Annotated in this window: 15 protein-coding genes; 4 read left to right on the top strand and 11 right to left on the bottom strand. The window is 33.6% G+C overall.

The genetic code is table 11. The annotated features are described in order from the left end of the window. The 4 genes from BM238_RS01105 to BM238_RS01090 all read right to left on the bottom strand — a co-directional run bounded on the left by BM238_RS01105 (position 1) and on the right by BM238_RS01090 (position 5,257). Positions 1–528 (bottom strand): thioredoxin family protein, encoded by a 528-nt coding sequence (locus BM238_RS01105; RefSeq protein ID WP_090078348.1) that lies wholly within the window; start codon positions 526–528, stop codon positions 1–3. An 18-nt stretch (positions 529–546) separates the two neighbouring features. Beyond that, positions 547–2,058, bottom strand: a complete 1,512-nt coding sequence (locus BM238_RS01100) for a peptide MFS transporter (RefSeq protein ID WP_090078347.1) — start codon at positions 2,056–2,058, stop codon at positions 547–549. Between the two features lie 85 nt (positions 2,059–2,143). Continuing rightward, positions 2,144–3,892, bottom strand: a complete 1,749-nt coding sequence (locus BM238_RS01095) for a peptide MFS transporter (protein WP_090078346.1) — start codon at positions 3,890–3,892, stop codon at positions 2,144–2,146. A gap of 78 nt (positions 3,893–3,970) precedes the next feature. After that, the gene (locus BM238_RS01090; RefSeq protein ID WP_090078345.1) at positions 3,971–5,257 is read right to left on the bottom strand and encodes a DUF819 family protein; all 1,287 of its coding nucleotides are present in this window, start codon (positions 5,255–5,257) and stop codon (positions 3,971–3,973) included. 153 nt (positions 5,258–5,410) lie between these two features. Here BM238_RS01090 and BM238_RS01085 point away from each other — a divergent pair, with 153 nt between their 5' ends. After that, entirely contained in the window at positions 5,411–5,878 is a 468-nt protein-coding gene (locus BM238_RS01085; RefSeq protein ID WP_143093326.1) for a hypothetical protein, read from the top strand. Positions 5,879–5,939: 61 nt separating this feature from the next. Here BM238_RS01085 and BM238_RS01080 read toward each other — a convergent pair whose 3' ends face one another. The 3 genes from BM238_RS01080 to BM238_RS01065 all read right to left on the bottom strand — a co-directional run bounded on the left by BM238_RS01080 (position 5,940) and on the right by BM238_RS01065 (position 8,699). Continuing rightward, positions 5,940–6,770 (bottom strand): dienelactone hydrolase family protein, encoded by an 831-nt coding sequence (locus tag BM238_RS01080; protein ID WP_090078343.1) that lies wholly within the window; start codon positions 6,768–6,770, stop codon positions 5,940–5,942. A gap of 410 nt (positions 6,771–7,180) precedes the next feature. After that, positions 7,181–8,050, bottom strand: coding sequence for a lipoyl synthase (gene lipA, locus BM238_RS01070; RefSeq protein ID WP_090078341.1), 870 nt, complete (start codon positions 8,048–8,050; stop codon positions 7,181–7,183). A gap of 88 nt (positions 8,051–8,138) precedes the next feature. Next, entirely contained in the window at positions 8,139–8,699 is a 561-nt protein-coding gene (locus BM238_RS01065) for an RNA polymerase sigma factor (protein WP_090078340.1), read from the bottom strand. A gap of 80 nt (positions 8,700–8,779) precedes the next feature. On the opposite strand from BM238_RS01065, the gene BM238_RS01060 reads away from it, so the two are divergent. Further along, positions 8,780–9,709, top strand: coding sequence for a YeiH family protein (locus BM238_RS01060; RefSeq protein ID WP_090078339.1), 930 nt, complete (start codon positions 8,780–8,782; stop codon positions 9,707–9,709). Between the two features lie 6 nt (positions 9,710–9,715). Here BM238_RS01060 and BM238_RS01055 read toward each other — a convergent pair whose 3' ends face one another. The 4 genes from BM238_RS01055 to BM238_RS01040 form a co-directional block, all read right to left on the bottom strand. Further along, entirely contained in the window at positions 9,716–10,387 is a 672-nt protein-coding gene (locus BM238_RS01055) for a DedA family protein (protein WP_090078338.1), read from the bottom strand. Between the two features lie 114 nt (positions 10,388–10,501). Further along, positions 10,502–11,329: an endonuclease/exonuclease/phosphatase family protein gene (locus BM238_RS01050; RefSeq protein ID WP_090078337.1), complete on the bottom strand. Its 828-nt coding sequence runs from the start codon at positions 11,327–11,329 to the stop codon at positions 10,502–10,504. A 284-nt stretch (positions 11,330–11,613) separates the two neighbouring features. Next, a complete protein-coding gene (prfB, locus tag BM238_RS01045; protein WP_090078336.1) occupies positions 11,614–12,726 on the bottom strand; it encodes a peptide chain release factor 2 in 1,113 nt (370 codons plus the stop codon). 171 nt (positions 12,727–12,897) lie between these two features. After that, positions 12,898–13,872, bottom strand: a complete 975-nt coding sequence (locus tag BM238_RS01040) for an ATP-binding protein (RefSeq protein WP_090078335.1) — start codon at positions 13,870–13,872, stop codon at positions 12,898–12,900. A gap of 158 nt (positions 13,873–14,030) precedes the next feature. Between BM238_RS01040 and BM238_RS01035 the strand changes: the two genes are divergently transcribed. Together BM238_RS01035 and BM238_RS01030 are read left to right on the top strand one after the other, a co-directional pair. Beyond that, a complete protein-coding gene (locus tag BM238_RS01035) occupies positions 14,031–14,921 on the top strand; it encodes an ABC transporter ATP-binding protein (RefSeq protein ID WP_090078334.1) in 891 nt (296 codons plus the stop codon). Position 14,922: 1 nt separating this feature from the next. Further along, entirely contained in the window at positions 14,923–15,768 is an 846-nt protein-coding gene (locus tag BM238_RS01030) for an ABC transporter permease (protein WP_090078333.1), read from the top strand. The last annotated feature ends 208 nt before the right edge of the window (positions 15,769–15,976 follow it).

Here is a 15,976-nt window from a genome sequence, read left to right as displayed (position 1 = left end):
TTATTCCCGGATCTTTGATCTTAACTTACTAGTGTAGGTTTCCCAATCTGATCTGGATTTTATCTTTTTGTAATCATCAGTGGCGATCATGTGAAGATAAGGCTCTAATTCTTTTGCGGTTAAAAATCCATTCAAATTAGTCACAGGATTAGAATTTTCATCAAGAAATACAGTTGAAGGAATTGTACTTACATTCATGAATCTTGTAAATTCATTTAAAGCTTCTTTTTTACTTTTGCCGTCCTTTTTGCCAAAATCTTTACCCAAATAACTTACAGTAGCATTTCCATCAGCTTCAAATTTTACGGGATAAAAATTCTCGTTTATATAATTTGAAATTTCAGAATTTCCATATGTTCTTGCATCCATCTCTTTGCAGGGTTTGCACCATTCTGCGTAAAAGTCTATAATAATTTTTTTAGGCTGTACTTTTTGCGCGGCTATTGCATCTGCAAAAGTCATCCATTTCACCTGAGATTTAAGGAAAAACGAATTAACAAGTAATAAAAGATTGATAATTTTTTTCATGATAAAATTTTAAAAAAACTATTTCACGCCGTGCATGAGCTTTTTCACAAGTGGCGATATCAATATTAATACCACTCCCGCAATGATGGCATATAATCCTAAATCTTTATAACCGGAAGTATAGGCATTCAATTTTTCAAGATTTGAGGAATTTTCTCTTGCTGTTGCGAGGTTTGCACCAATTAATCCAGCAACATATTGGCCGTAAGCTGAGGCTAAAAACCACATTCCCATCATCATTCCCTGAAGTTTTTCAGTGGAAAGTTTTGTCATTATTGAAAGTCCGATCGGGGAAAGACACATTTCTCCCAAAGTTATTATGAATAAAGCAATAGTAAAAATACTTAAAGATGTAACTCCCATCGCATTTGCAAAAAATTTAGTGGCAAAAATTGCGTAAAATCCTAAACCTAAAAATAAAAATCCCAGTCCGAATTTTATGATCGTATTAGGCTCCAGTTTCTTTTTGCTAAGCCAGATCCACAGCAAACCAATTGGTACAGCGACTAATAAAATGAAGAATGCGCCGCCAGAATTATTAACACCATTTGGATCTAATCCCAACAAATCCTGATTTAAATTTTGTGCAGCGAAAATACTTAATGAACCCCCACTCTGCTCATAAATCCCCCAAAATACGATAGAAAATAAAATGAAAATTAATGCAGCAAAGAGTTTACTTCGTTCAACCGCGGAGACTTTCGTCATTTCATAAAATAAATAAAGCAGCGTTAAGGGTCCGACCGTGTACATAAAATAATCTGTGTACTCCGTTTTTGCAACCATGATCATTATTAGAGGGACAAAAATCAGGGACAAAACGTAAACACCATATTCTTTCCACTTTTCAATGGCAACTTCGCTACCGTCTTTTAAAATTTTTAAAGGCTGCAATCCGATCGGGCCTAATCTTCTTTGGGTAAAAATAAAATTAATTAAACTTATTACCATTACTACAGCGGCTAATCCAAATGCAACATTCCATCTTTTATCTTCAGGAATTAAATTAGCGAACATTTCACCTTTTCCTATGGCAACACAAAAATAACCGCCCAAAAGAGCGCCCAGATTAATGCCTGCATAAAAAAGGGAAAATCCAGCATCCGTTCTGTTATCTCCGGATTTGTAAAGTTTACCAACCATTGTCGAAATATTTGGTTTAAAAAAACCCGTTCCTACAACGGTAAAAGAAATACCAAGAAAAAAATAAGTGTGTGGATTTATAGACAGAATTACGCTCCCAATAATCATTAAAAAACCACCCCAAAAGAGAGATTTTCTAAAACCTAAAATTTTATCGGCAAAAATTCCGCCCACAAAAGTAAAGGCGTAAACGAAAGCCTGGGTTGCCCCATATTGTAAATTAGCATCTTTTTCATCTAAATGAAGTTGAGAGATCATAAAGAAAACCAACATTCCACGCATACCATAAAAGCAAAATCTTTCCCACATTTCTGAGAAAAAGAGACTCCAGATCTGTCTGGGATATTTACCTTTAAAATCCTGTATCTGGTCTAATGTAAGGTTCATGCTTTGAAAATTAATTTATGTACGAATTTATACAAAAAAAACCTCTGAATGATCAGAGGTTTTGATATTATTTATAAAAATGAATTTAGTTAACGCCGTGCATCATTTTCTTCAAAATCGGAGAAATAAGTGCCAAAATTGCACCCGCAATTCCACAAAGGATAACAAATACCATAAAAAATTCAAATAAATTATGGATTTCAAAGCCTACAAAACTATTATAAACCGTTGGAATCTGTTCTTTACTAAATATTGCTAATTGATCCGTAGTCAATGAAACTTTTTTATCCAAGATATCCTGAAGGTTAAAACCTAATTCTTTTGCTTTTAAAAATTTATCACCTGTTGCAGGTAAGATTGAACCTAAAATTCCGGATAATGCATAACCAGCAGCATTTGCTATGAAAAACACTCCAAATAAAAGTGATGCAAATCTTTTCGGCGCTAATTTTCCTACTAAAGATAAACCGATTGGCGAAAGACAAAGCTCACCCATCGTTTGAATTAAATAAAGTAAAATCAGCCATTTAACAGCTAAAAGTCCTGAATTCCCAAGATCTTTTACGTTATAAGCGATGATTAAATAACTTAAAGCAATTAAACCAAGACCAATTGCCTGTTTTAAAGGAGAAACCGGTTCTTTTTTAGCTGCTCTCATCTTATCCCAAAGCATACTGAACGGAACGGCCAAAATCACAATAAATAAACCATTAAAGATCTGTACCATTGATGGTGGCATATTCCAGCCAAAAATATGTCTGTCAGTTTGATTATCCGCTATAAAAGTAAGTGATGAACCTGCCTGTTCAAAAGCGGCCCAAAAGAAAATAATGAAAAACGAAACGATATATATTACCCAAATTCTGTCTCTTTCGATTTTATTTTCGGTAGCAGACATAATTAAATAAGCCAAAGCAAGGCCCATTGAATAAATAAAAGGATAAATAACCGCTTTCACGAATTCTCCCATTCCAACAGAGCCGAAGCCAATACGATCTACAAAAAGATACTGAAATCCTAAAAATGTACCTATGAAAACAACAACAGCGATACCAATGGATTTTCCAGAAAAATTAGCTGTTTGAGCTTCCCCTTCCTCAAAATCTTCTGCTGTGTTTTGACTTGGCAAACCACCAATTGCTCTGCCTTCAGGCGTTACAACATATTTATTTTTAAGCATTATAAAAGTGATCGTACCGATAACCATTGCTATGGAAGCCGCTAAAAATCCCCATTTAAAAGCATGAATATCTCTAATACCCGCTGAATCTTTCACATCGCCTAAAAAAGGACAAATAAACTGACCTAAAAAAGCACCCAGATTGATACCCATATAGAAAATTGTGAAAGCCGAATCAAGTTTTGATTTTTCCTGTTTTGGATAAAGACTTCCAACCATTGAGGAAATATTTGGTTTAAAAAAACCATTTCCAAAAATAATTACACCCAAAGCAACCCACATCAACATTTGAGCGGAACCTAAATTTGTTCCAAAAGTGGAGGCACTCATGAACATTAAAAACTGCCCGACCGCCATTAATGAACCACCGATAATGATACAATATCTGTTTCCTAAAAAACGATCTGCTATAAAACCACCCAACATTGGTGTAAGATAACACAATGCCAAAAATCCACCGTAGATAATAGTAACATCTCCTTCATTCATTAAAAGAGAGTTTACCATGAAAAGCGTTAATAACGCACGCATTCCGTAGAAATTAAATCTCTCCCACATTTCGGTACCAAAAAGTACCCATAATCCTTTCGGATGTTTGCTTTTAGGCTGGTTTATAAACTCCTCATTTGCATCTAAGGCTTGAACGTCATTCATTTTTATGTTAATTTTTTGTTAATCTTAGCAAATATAGTTTTTTTTAAATTTTTGACAAGAAAATATTTAGTCTTTACTTTAATTTATAAAATTATTCGAAACCCACTCCATCATTAAAGCAGAAAAAAGCGCACCCACAGTTCCTACAATATATCCTAAAATTGCAAGCAAAGCACCAACTGGCGCTAAACTTGGATCAAATGCACCCGCAACAACCGGTGCAGAAGCAGCACCGCCAATATTGGCCTGACTTCCCACAGCGATAAAAAACAGTGGCGCTCTAATTAATTTTGCCACTAAAAATAACAAGGCCACATGAATTGTGATCCACAAAATTCCCAGAAAAATTAAGAATGGATTATCAAAGATCTGCATAATGTCCATTCTCATTCCAATAACTGCCACAAGTATATAAATAAAAATACTACCGATTTTACTCGCACCAACGCCTTCTAATGCGCGCAATTTCGTTGTCGATACTATAACACCGATAACTGTTGAAAATAAAATTAACCACAAAAAACTGGAAGTAAAGGAATTGAAAAAAGATTTTGGATCTGCAAATGAAGGAATTCCGGATAAATATTTAGAAATTAATTCCGCGAAGTAAAATGATACTGCCAAACCGCCAAAAGTAATTCCAAACATGACCATATAATCTTTCAAGGTGGGCTGTTTCTGGACACTTAGAGAATAATTCTCTACCCTTTCAATTAAGTTTTCAACGGAAGAATTATCGGCTTTTAACCATTTGTTTATTTTTTCATTTTTTGAGATAAGAAATAGTAAAATCGCCATCCAAATATTAGCAACTACAATGTCTACGAGGATCATTCCGCCATAAAGTTTTTTATCAAAGCTGAAAATCTCCAGCATGGCCGTTTGATTTGCGCCACCGCCGATCCAACTTCCGGCAATGGTAGAGAGCCCTCGCCAAATTTCCTGATTTCCTGTGCCTGAAACTGTTGCAGGATGAATTTGACTAAATAAAAAGAGAGCAATTGGCCCGCCGAAAATTACGCCCAGACTTCCCGCGAAAAACATCGCGATCGGTTTCCAACCTAGATTAATTAATCCTTTAAGATCGATTCCTAAACATAGTAAAAATAGTGAAGCTGGCAAAAGATAGCGCGTTGAAACATAATATAAGTCTTCGTATTCTTTTGTTTCGCTTGAGATTACGTTTGCTGTATTTAATAGAGCCGGAATAAGATAGCAAAGTAATAAAGCGGGAAAAATAGTATAAAATTTCTTCCAGCTTTTTAATGATGAAGTATAAAAAATTAAAGAAAGTGAGAAGGCTAAAATGCCAAAAACAATAATGTTATTTTGAAAAAGCGGCGCTGCCTTTAGAACTTCTGTCATTTTATTAAGTTAAAATATTGATCCGATGAAAATAGTAAAATTTATTTAAAGAAAAACCTTCCTTCAATAAATTTTTATTTGGCAATGTTATTGAATGATACAAAACAGGTAGTTTTGAGCAATTCTATCATTTTTAATTATAAAAACAAAATCATGAATCAGGAATCAAAAGAAAAATTAAACAAATATGAATTTGATGACGAAGTAATCTACACGGGATTTTCAAATTATAATGACGCTGAAAATTTTTCAATCGCAGAAAATGGAACATTATCAGAGGTTGCGTTCAGAAATGGAAATGACAATCCTGAAATGACGAGTGAAGCAAATCTATTAGCAGATAAAAACCATTTCGCAGCTTTTGCAGGTGAAGAATATAGATTCATTCATTCAGGTGATCCACAATTTAAAGATTATGCCGCCAATTTAATGGAAAAAAAATCAGATCTTGATAATGAAGATATTCAGGAAAAGTATTTTGCACCGGGGAAAACACAGTTAGAAGAAGATCCTGTTATTGTTTTAAAAAACGGCGAGTTAGAATCTGTGACTTCGATAGAGCGCGCTAAATATTTGAAACATGCCAATGTTTACCAGATCGGCGTGGTTATCAAAAAATAAATTTTGTCAAATAAAAAAAGGTCTCAAAATTTGAGACCTTTTTTATTTTAAATTTCTGATTTTATTTGAAAATTTTATCGAAGAAATCTTTCATTGCTGTCCAGGATTTTTCATCAGCTTCTTTATTATAAGCAACTTTCATGTTATATTTTTTACCAACAGCTGTAGAATTTGGATTCGTGAAAGAATGAACTGCGCCTGGATAATTGACAAACTGATAATCGATCTGGGCAGAATCCATTTGCTTTTTAAAGGCGTCTCTTTCTTTTTGAGGAACATAAGAATCGTCCTCACCATTTAATACTAAATAAGGAACATCATTATTACTTGGTTTTACACAAGTCATCAAATTTCCGTGAAAACTAACAACGCCTTTTAAATCAGCTTCTTGTCGCGCCATATTTAAGGCTTGTGCGCCACCAAAACAATATCCAATAACGGCTGTTTGCGTCGTATCTGCACTTGGAAATTTTGATAATGAGTTTTTTGCCGCATCAAAAGTTTCCTTTGCCAATTTAGAATTGGTGTAGAATGGTGCTGATAATGTAGTCGCTTCATCAGGTGTTTCTACAAACTGTCCATCGCCGTAAAAATCAACTGCCAAAGCAAAATATCCAAGATCAGCTAGTTTTTTCGCACGGCTTTTTGCATAATCATTTAAACCCCACCACTCAGGTATGACAATAACTACCGGTTTTTTTTCATCCGTGTTTTGGAAAGCCGCAAAACTTTTATATGTTTTTCCGTTAAGTTGGTATTCCACAACTTCAGTTTTGACAGGAACTGGTGCTTTTTCGCCAATTTCTTCCAGCATTACTTTTTCACTTTTTTTAAAGCAGGATGAAAGTGAAAGTGTGAAAGCGAAAAGAATGATCGATAAGGAAATTTTCATATGTGGATTTGTTGGTTTAATTAAAATTTTAATCTTTAAAAACATTTTATTAAAAACAAATATACAGAACTTTAAAAACACAAAAATTCATTTTCAAGTTAAAAAAAACTTAAATAATTATAAAAATTTTCTGTTTTTTAAATTTTTATTTTCATCCAAACGAACAAAAAAAGGAATGTGAAAAATAGCCCCGATTGAAATGGAAATCCTTTTTTGTTATTGCGAAGCTATTTTTTCTTTGGTCGCAATAATCTAGAAGCGCAATGACAAAAAAGATTGAAATGGAAAGCGGGAAGTCCTTTGAAAGAAGAGAAAACTTTTTGCTCCTAAAAAAAATTGCCAAAGGTTTTAAACTTTGGCAAATTATTAGAAATTTAATCTTGATTTTAAAATCTTAACTTGGTTCTTATTTAATGGATGTGTTTTTCTGCGTGGTAAGAACTTCTCACCAAAGGCGAACTTTCGACGTGGCGAAAACCTAAATCTAAAGCAAAAAGTCTGTATTCTTCGAACTCTTCTAAAGAAACGAAACGTTTTACAGGCAAGTGATTTTTGGTCGGCTGCAAATATTGACCGATCGTAATCACATCAACCTGCGCATTTCTAATGTCTTCAATTGTTCTTAAAACCTCATCTTTTTCCTCACCCAAACCGAGCATTAATCCTGTTTTTGTGCGTTTTTGTCCGGCGTTTTTCATGTAATTTAAAACTTCCAGACTGCGCTCATATTTTGCCTGAATTCTCACTTCACGCGTTAAACGTTTCACAGTTTCCATATTGTGAGAAATAACTTCTGGCGCAACTTCAAGAATTCTGTCGATGTGTTTTTCAATGCCTTGAAAATCCGGGATCAAAGTTTCCATCGTCGTTCCAAGTGAAATTCTGCGCACAGCATTTACAGTTTCTGCCCACAAAATTGAACCCATATCTTTTAAATCATCACGATCAACGGAAGTTAAAACGGCGTGTTTTATTTTCATTAATTTTATGGAACGTGCTACTTTTTCGGGTTCGTCCCAATTAACGTCTAAAGGTTTACCGGTTTTTACGCCACAAAATCCACAACTTCTGGTACAAATATTTCCCAAGATCATAAACGTCGCCGTTCCTTCGCCCCAACATTCGCCCATGTTTGGGCAACTTCCACTTTGGCAAATGGTGTTTAATTTATATTTATCAACCAAGGTTCTGAGTTCGCGGTAATTTTTTCCTGTTGGAAGTTTTACGCGGATCCATTTTGGTTTTTGTAAAGTTTCTGGTAATGTTGCAGTTTCTTGCATTAAATTTACTTTTTAAAAAACAAATTTACGGCTAATTTTTTAGAATAATTTTATGAGAATATTGAATTTGTCGATGAAATATATCACATTAAAGTTCACTAAAATCTTCATTTTGCAAGAGTTTGGCTAACAATTTCTTTGCGCGCATAATTCTCACTTTTGTATTTGAAACTGAGATCTGCAATTCTTCCGAGATTTCTTTGATACTTTTTTCTTCAAAAAAACGAAGTTGAATTATTGTTTGATAATTAGCATCCAAAGTTTCGATGATTTTTGCGATTTTTTTCTGTTCTTCTTCAGAAATCATCAACTCTTCGGGCGATCTTGCGAACTGGTTTTCGACCATTTCCAAACCATCTGTTGCGTCTTCATTTTCACGCGATTTTTTCCGCCAATAATCGATAATCGTGTTTTGAGTAACTGTTAAGATCCAGGTTTTAAACTGAAAAGCAGGATCGTAGAGATTTAATTTAGATAAAACTTTAGCAAAAACGGCCACTGTAATTTCATCAGCAACATTATAATCGCCCAACTTTTGAAGACTGAAAGAAAAAACGTCATTCCAGTAGTAATTGATCAACTGCGTTTGCGCTTTTTGATTTTTTTCTAAAGCGAGTTGCAAAAGCGGTAAAAGTTTTTCTTTGGTCATAATTTCAGTGCTTTAACAAAGATAAAATTTTAGAAGATATAAATTTCAAAATAATTTAACTTTGAGACTTTAAAATTTAAATGAATAAAATCATTTCGCAAATCATCTTCTTCGGTATCGGAATTTTGGCTCTTTTAGGAATTATAAATAGTCCAGCTGCACTTTTACTCGGTTTTATTTTCGCTTTTATTTTCGCACATCCATATGAGGAACAAAGTCAAAAAACAATTTCTTATTTACTGAAAATTGCAGTTGTAGGTTTGGGTTTTGGAATGTTTATCAAGCAAACTTTAGAAACCGGAAAAGAAGGTTTAAGCCTGACTTTTTTCTCAATAATCATAACCGTTTCGCTGGGAATTTTACTTTCCCGACTTTTTAAAATTGATTTAAAATTGGGACATTTAATTACGTCGGGAACGGCAATTTGTGGTGGAAGTGCGATTGCGACAGTTGCACCGGTTATAAAAGCAGACGCAAAAACAATTAGTATTGCTTTGGGAATTGTGTTTTTGCTAAATTCTATTGCACTTTTTGTTTTTCCGCCGCTTGGACATTATTTTGATTTAAGTCAAAACCAGTTTGGATTGTGGTGTGCGGTTGCAATTCACGACACAAGTTCGGTTGTTGGTGCGGCTTTGGGATATGGCGACGAAGCGTTAAGAATTGCAACAACAGTAAAACTTTCCAGAACTTTGTGGATCATTCCACTATCGATTTTATCAATGTTTGTATTTAAAACAAAAGGCGAAAAAATTAAAATTCCTTATTTTATTGGCTTATTTATTTTGGCCATTTTGTTGAATTCTTCTCATATTCTGCCAACTTTTATTACTGACAACATTGTTTTGATTTCTAAAAGACTTTTGGTTTTAACGCTCTTTTTAGTAGGAACAACGATAAGTTTTAAAGATTTAAAAGCAACAGGTTACAAACCGATTTTACTGGCGGTCATTCTTTGGGTGACGATTTCGGTTTTCGCGTTAGTTTATATCACGAATTTTAGTATTTAAAGAAATCTAACTTTTTATTTCTTTTTTACCAGTAAAAAACTTGATGATAATTGGAAGAGTTGTCACTAGTACGATTATCAGAATAATGATTTCCAGATGAGCCTTTAGATCTATACCAAATTGATTTTTGAATAGTTCATTTAAATAATGACCGGCAAAAATTAATATAAATGACCAAAGAAATGCGCCGATTACATTGTCTACGAAGAATTTCTTTTTGTCCATTTTCACAATTCCCGCAACAATTGGAATAAACGTACGAACGATAGGAAGAAAGCGCGCCATAATTACGGCAACATTTCCATGTTCTTCAAAAAAATCATGGGCTTTAAAAAGATATTTTTTCTTGAATAAAAACGAATCTTTCTTTTCATAAAGAATTGGTCCCGTTTTTAAACCAAAAAAATAACCAACTTCGTTACCAATAATTGCAGCAACTGAAACACATGTCGCTAAAATTGCAGTATCTAAAAAATCACTTCCTGTTGAAGTAAATGTTTCGCTAATAATATTCACTGCGAAAATGCCGGAAACAAAAAGTAAACTATCACCAGGCAGAAAAAAACCGACAAATAAGCCCGTTTCTGCGAAAATAATAAATAAAATAAGCCAAAAACCACCGTTGTCAATATAAAACTGCGGGTTTAATAGGTCTTTCCAACTTTCAAAGTGATCCATTTTCGTATGTTATGTCACAAAAATAGTTTATTTAATGGGGTTTAAAAAATTATTGTGACTTTTTTAACAAATTGATAATTTTAAAATTTTTCTGAATTATTTTGTGAATTTTAATTAAAATTTTAATTCCGCCAAAACCGGGAAATGATCTGATGGATAAAGTAGATTTTCCCGTCTGTCGTTGATGTGACGGTGCGATAATACTTTAAAATCTTTTACGAAAATATAATCGATTCGGTCTTTTGGAATTACATTTATATGAAAAGCAGTGAAAGTTCCCAAAGGGCCGTAATGTTTAGTTTTCGAATGATAAAAACTGTCATCAAGGTTTTTTGACAATATTTTTATGGGTTCAGAATCTTCTGTTAAATTAAAATCGCCGGTCAGGACTAAAGGCAGGTTTTTAGGATTTAATTCTTTTGCTTTTTTTAAAATTAATTCAGAAGATTTTACACGCGCAACATTTCCAATGTGATCGAAATGGACGTTCATCGCCAGAAATTTTTTCCCTGTTTTCTTATCTTTAAAAAAAGCATAAGTGCAGATTCTATTTAGTGCTGCGTCCCAACCTTTTGACGGCTTTTCCGGCGTTTCTGACAACCAAAAAGTAGCAGATTTTTCAACGGTCAGTTTTTCTGTATTGTAAAAAATTGCTGAAAACTCTCCTTTTTCTTTACCATCGTCTCTTCCGCCGCCAACATATTTATACTTCGGCAAACCATTGCCAAGATCCTGCATTTGAGAAAATAAGGATTCCTGAACGCCAAAAAAATCAGGTTGATAATAAATCAATAAAGCAACTACTTCGGGTTTTCGGTTGATCCAGGCATTTTCATTATCAGAATCTAATGATAAACGAATATTGTAAGTCATCACTTTCAGATTCTGCGCAGAAAATAAACCGATGATAAAACAAAGTAAGAGAGAAAATTTAAAATTCATGCGTAACAATTTTTATCAAATTTAGAGTTTTTTAATGGCAAAAATATAAACAGACTTTTTAGCAGTTTGTGAATTTTATTGATTAAAAATTTTCCACTTAAAATTCTCACGAAATTATAATGATAATCTTCGGAAAAAGAAAAAATCTTCTTTATAGCCGCGATGGAAACGGCATCCTTTTTTGCCTGAAATTTATTGTCTAATTAAAAATAAATTTTAAAAAGCAAAAAAGATATAGTGGACAGCGGGAAGAATTTTCGGAAGATGAAATACTTTTGTTGCTCTTAAAAAACATCATCTTCGTCAGAAACAGAAGTTCCATCTGCCATCAAAAATGCTTTTAGAAAAGGTGTGATATCGCCGTTCATGACTCCGTCTACGTCGGAAGTTTCGTGCCCGGAACGCACGTCTTTTACCAATTTATATGGTTGCATTACGTAATTTCTGATCTGGCTGCCCCACTCGATTTTCATCTTATTGGCTTCAATTTCGTTACGCGCTTTGAGTTTTTCGGCAAGTTCCATTTCGTATAATCTGGACTTCAAAAGTTGCATCGCTTTTTCCTTATTTTGAAGTTGGGAACGGCTTTCTGAATTTTCAATAATGATCCCGGAAGGTGCGTGACGAAGGCGAACCGCGGTTTCTACCTTATTCACATTTTGTCCACCGGCGCCGGAACTTCGCATAGTTTCAAAGGAAATATCAGCGGGATTTATGTTAATTTCAATGGAATCATCGACGAGCGGATACACGTAAACGGACACGAAACTGGTGTGTCTTTTAGCGTTGGAATCGAAGGGCGAAATACGTACGAGCCTGTGAACGCCGTTTTCGCCTTTTAAATATCCAAAGGCAAATTCTCCTTCGATCTCGATGGTTACGGTTTTTACGCCTGCAACATCGCCCGCTTGAAAGTTGAGTTCACGTAGTTTATAACCTTGTTTTTCCGCCCACATTGTGTACATCCGCATCAACATTTGCGCCCAATCGCAGGATTCCGTTCCGCCTGCGCCGGCGGTAATTTGCAAAACGGCAGATAATTCATCGCCTTCATTTGAAAGCATATTTTTGAATTCTAAATTCTCAACTTTCTCAAGAATTTTTGGGAAATTTTCGTCTAAATCTTTTTCAGAATCTGGATCTTCTTTCGCAAATTCAATTAAAACCTGAAGGTCTTCAAAATCTGTAAAAATCGTTTCATATCCTTCGACCCATTTTTTTTTTGAGCGTAAAATCCTTAAAAATACTTCGGCTTCTTTTGCATTATCCCAAAAATCTGGCGCCAAAGTTTTCTCGTCATCATTATGGATCTCGAGTTTCTTTTTGTCAATTTGAAGGTATTTGTGAAGATCTTCAATTCGGTTTTGAAGGTCTTTAATTTGGTCGTTATTAATCATAGCGATGGCAAATTTAAGGAAAAAAATTTGCTATAAAATTTAAAGGAATAAAAAATAGTGTCTCGAAGATTTGGCAGATGACGCAGATCTTTTTCAAGGCAAAGATTAAAATCTGATCAATTTGTCAAACCTGCGAGAAATAATTCTGCAAATTTTAAATGAATATTTCAGTTATTCATTGTGATGGAAGCCAATCGGATTTTCAGATTTGGGCTGGATTTTATAGGTTTCCAATTCTGCCTCAAGGGATAAGATTCTATCTTCAAAATCATCAGAATTATTCTTTTTCACGTCTTCTACAAACTGATCCACTTTATTTAAATAATCAGGCGTCAACTTTGACGAGGCTTCTTTCAGCGCACTTTCCAGTAATTTTTCACCAATCAATTTGTTATCTTTATTTTTTAGAAATTCTTTTCGCAATTTCTTTTTTAAACTTTGGGTAAAATCAATGATCATCGTGTTTGAAAAGGCTTTCATTTTCTCTGAAATAGGCTTCCAAAAATCAATAGAATCTGCTTTACTTTCCTTTAAAATTGTTAAAAGATCTGCTTTATCATTTAAATCTTTTATCATATTAAAAAGTAACAATTCTGCGCGTTCATCAGCATTTGGGGGAAAGATCGGAATTAAAACATCAAATCTTCCGGGTGCTAAAATTTCAGGATCAATACCTTGTAAAAAATCGGCAGAACCTATGACTAAAACACCTTCTTTTTCAAATTTACTGATGTAATGAAGCACAATTTCTTTGGTTTCCTGATCCTCATAATTTGCAGATTCCGGACTATTTTTTTCTTGCATCAATGTATTGAAATCTTCTAAAAAAAGCAAAACATTTTCTTCTTTTATGGCATTAACCAAAAAATGATTGAAATCTTCATGTTTCCCATTCACGAAAGTAGCGCCCAAATAATGCTGTTTTACTTCCTTAAATTGATACTTTGTGATTTCTGCAATTTTATTCGCCCAAAATATTTTCCCGGAACCAGGCGGACCATATAAAATAATTCCCGCAGGTTTTTGAATGCCCCAATTGTCACTTTCTTCCTTCCCAATAAAAGGTTCAACCGCATCGGAAATATAATCGAATAAATCTTTATAACCGATGAAATCATCACAATCTACATTTTTAAAAACAGCCATTAAATCTTATTTAGAATATCAAATTTAAAAATTTTAACCAATTTAGAACTATTATAAAATAAATACCATTTAAATTTTAAGATTTGACTTTTTCAACTTTAACTGAAAATTGTAACAATATAACTTTTAAAACTACTAAATAAGCAAACAAATAATTAATGGAAAATGTACTTTCGGTGAAAAATCTCACCAAAAAATTTAAACATATGGCCGTTGATAATATTTCATTTGATGTAGAAAAAGGCAATGTTTACGGACTTCTCGGTCCAAACGGTAGCGGAAAATCGACGACTTTTGGTATGTTATTAACGACCATAAACCCAACTTCCGGCGATTGGTACTGGTTTGGCGAAAAAGGAACTTCGACTGATACTTTAAAAAAAATCGGTGCAATTATCGAACAACCCAATTTTTATCCTTATTTAAGTGCTGAAAAAAACTTACAAATTGTTGCTGAAATCAAAGGTGTTCCCTTTACTAAAATTGACGAAGTTTTAGAAATCGTTGGCTTATTAGGCAGAAAAAAAGATCCTTTTAAAACCTATTCGCTGGGAATGAAACAGCGTTTAGCGATTGCTTCTGCGATGTTGAATTCACCGCAAGTTTTAATTTTAGACGAACCAACAAACGGTTTGGATCCGGAAGGAATTATTCAGATCCGTGAAATTATTTCAAATATCGCAAAAACCGGAACTACAATTATAATTGCAAGCCATTTACTTGACGAGATTGAAAAAATTTGCAGTCACGTGATCGTTCTAAAAAATGGAACGTCGCTCTATTCAGGAAGTGTCGAAGGTATGAGCAACAGCAAAGGTTTTTTCGAATTAAATGCAGAAAATCCTGAAAATTTGATGAAAATTTTAACTGATTTAAATTTATTTTCATCGGTGAAAATGAAAGAAAATTTAATCGTTGCGCAGATTTCTGATGATATTTCCGCGAAAGATCTAAACCAGATTTTAGTAAAAAAAGATATTTTCCTTTCTCATTTAGTGAAGAAAAAAGAAAGCCTTGAAACCCAATTTTTAGAACTTGTAAAAAAATAACATGAACAGATTAATAAAAATAGAATGGCTGAAAAACTACAATTACAAGCCCTTCAAAATCTTCACGATCCTCTACTTTTCTATTGTAATCCTCTTACTTTTCGTCGGTTTAATTGATTTTGATTTATTCGGAAAGAATATCAATTTAAGGGAAGAAGGCATTTACAACTTTCCCGAAATCTGGAATTTCACGACTTACATTGTAGGTTTGCTTAAAATATTTTTGGGCTGTATTATTATTTTTTCCATCTGCCAGGAATTCTCAAACCGAATGTTTAAACAGAATTTAATTGACGGTTTAAGTCGGAAAGAATTTATCATTTCCAAACTTTCCACTATTTTAATATTTTCTTTAGCATCAACAGTTTTGGTGTTTTTGATCACGCTTTATTTAGGCAAAACTTATTCTGAAAACCAGGACAGCGAAGCAGTCTTCAAGGAAATTTTCTTCATCGGAAACTATTTTCTAAAACTTTTCACCTTCTTTTCTTTCCTCATGTTTTTGTCAATTTTACTTCGTAAATCAATTTTTGTATTTTTAGGATTTTTTGTTTTGTGGTTTGTAGAAGGCATCGCAAGCGGAATTGAAAAGTTTGCTAACGTAAGAGGTTTAAATCCAAAAGAAGTGATGAAAGTAATGGAAGAAAAAACATTTTTTTCAGATTATTTACCTTTAAGCAGCATGTCAAAATTGATCGAAGCACCTTTTAACAGACTAAAACTGGCGAAAATATTAGGAATGGAATATCAATTTCACTATCCAACAGGCGCATTAATTGCGTGTGTAGTTTGGTCAATTATCTTTATCGCAGGTTCTTATTTAATCTTGAAAAAGAGAGATTGGTAATTAGGTATTAGGTTATGGTTTTTAGGTTTTAGTTTAAAAATCAACTGAATAATATCAATATTTATAAAAATCCGCAAAGTTATTTTGCGGATTTTTTTTGGGGCAGCAATTTCCGCCTTCCGTTTCCAATCTTTTTTTTCAAATGCAAAAAAAGGATTTCCACTCAAGTCGGGCTGCAAATTTTCGCTATTTTCAAAGAATTTAATAA

The organism is Halpernia frigidisoli, assembly GCF_900113805.1.
Lineage (GTDB): Bacteria > Bacteroidota > Bacteroidia > Flavobacteriales > Weeksellaceae > Halpernia > Halpernia frigidisoli.
This window is presented reverse-complemented; position numbering and strand designations above follow the sequence as displayed.

Coding starts and splice junctions, on each gene's coding strand:
- BM238_RS01105 (WP_090078348.1), bottom strand. CDS start 528: ATGAAAAAAATTATCAATCTTTTATTACTTGTTAATTCGTTTTTCCTT.
- BM238_RS01100 (WP_090078347.1), bottom strand. CDS start 2,058: ATGAACCTTACATTAGACCAGATACAGGATTTTAAAGGTAAATATCCC.
- BM238_RS01095 (WP_090078346.1), bottom strand. CDS start 3,892: ATGAATGACGTTCAAGCCTTAGATGCAAATGAGGAGTTTATAAACCAG.
- BM238_RS01090 (WP_090078345.1), bottom strand. CDS start 5,257: ATGACAGAAGTTCTAAAGGCAGCGCCGCTTTTTCAAAATAACATTATT.
- BM238_RS01085 (WP_143093326.1), top strand. CDS start 5,411: ATGAATCAGGAATCAAAAGAAAAATTAAACAAATATGAATTTGATGAC.
- BM238_RS01080 (WP_090078343.1), bottom strand. CDS start 6,770: ATGAAAATTTCCTTATCGATCATTCTTTTCGCTTTCACACTTTCACTT.
- lipA (WP_090078341.1), bottom strand. CDS start 8,050: ATGCAAGAAACTGCAACATTACCAGAAACTTTACAAAAACCAAAATGG.
- BM238_RS01065 (WP_090078340.1), bottom strand. CDS start 8,699: ATGACCAAAGAAAAACTTTTACCGCTTTTGCAACTCGCTTTAGAAAAA.
- BM238_RS01060 (WP_090078339.1), top strand. CDS start 8,780: ATGAATAAAATCATTTCGCAAATCATCTTCTTCGGTATCGGAATTTTG.
- BM238_RS01055 (WP_090078338.1), bottom strand. CDS start 10,387: ATGGATCACTTTGAAAGTTGGAAAGACCTATTAAACCCGCAGTTTTAT.
- BM238_RS01050 (WP_090078337.1), bottom strand. CDS start 11,329: ATGAATTTTAAATTTTCTCTCTTACTTTGTTTTATCATCGGTTTATTT.
- prfB (WP_090078336.1), bottom strand. CDS start 12,726: ATGATTAATAACGACCAAATTAAAGACCTTCAAAACCGAATTGAAGAT.
- BM238_RS01040 (WP_090078335.1), bottom strand. CDS start 13,872: ATGGCTGTTTTTAAAAATGTAGATTGTGATGATTTCATCGGTTATAAA.
- BM238_RS01035 (WP_090078334.1), top strand. CDS start 14,031: ATGGAAAATGTACTTTCGGTGAAAAATCTCACCAAAAAATTTAAACAT.
- BM238_RS01030 (WP_090078333.1), top strand. CDS start 14,923: ATGAACAGATTAATAAAAATAGAATGGCTGAAAAACTACAATTACAAG.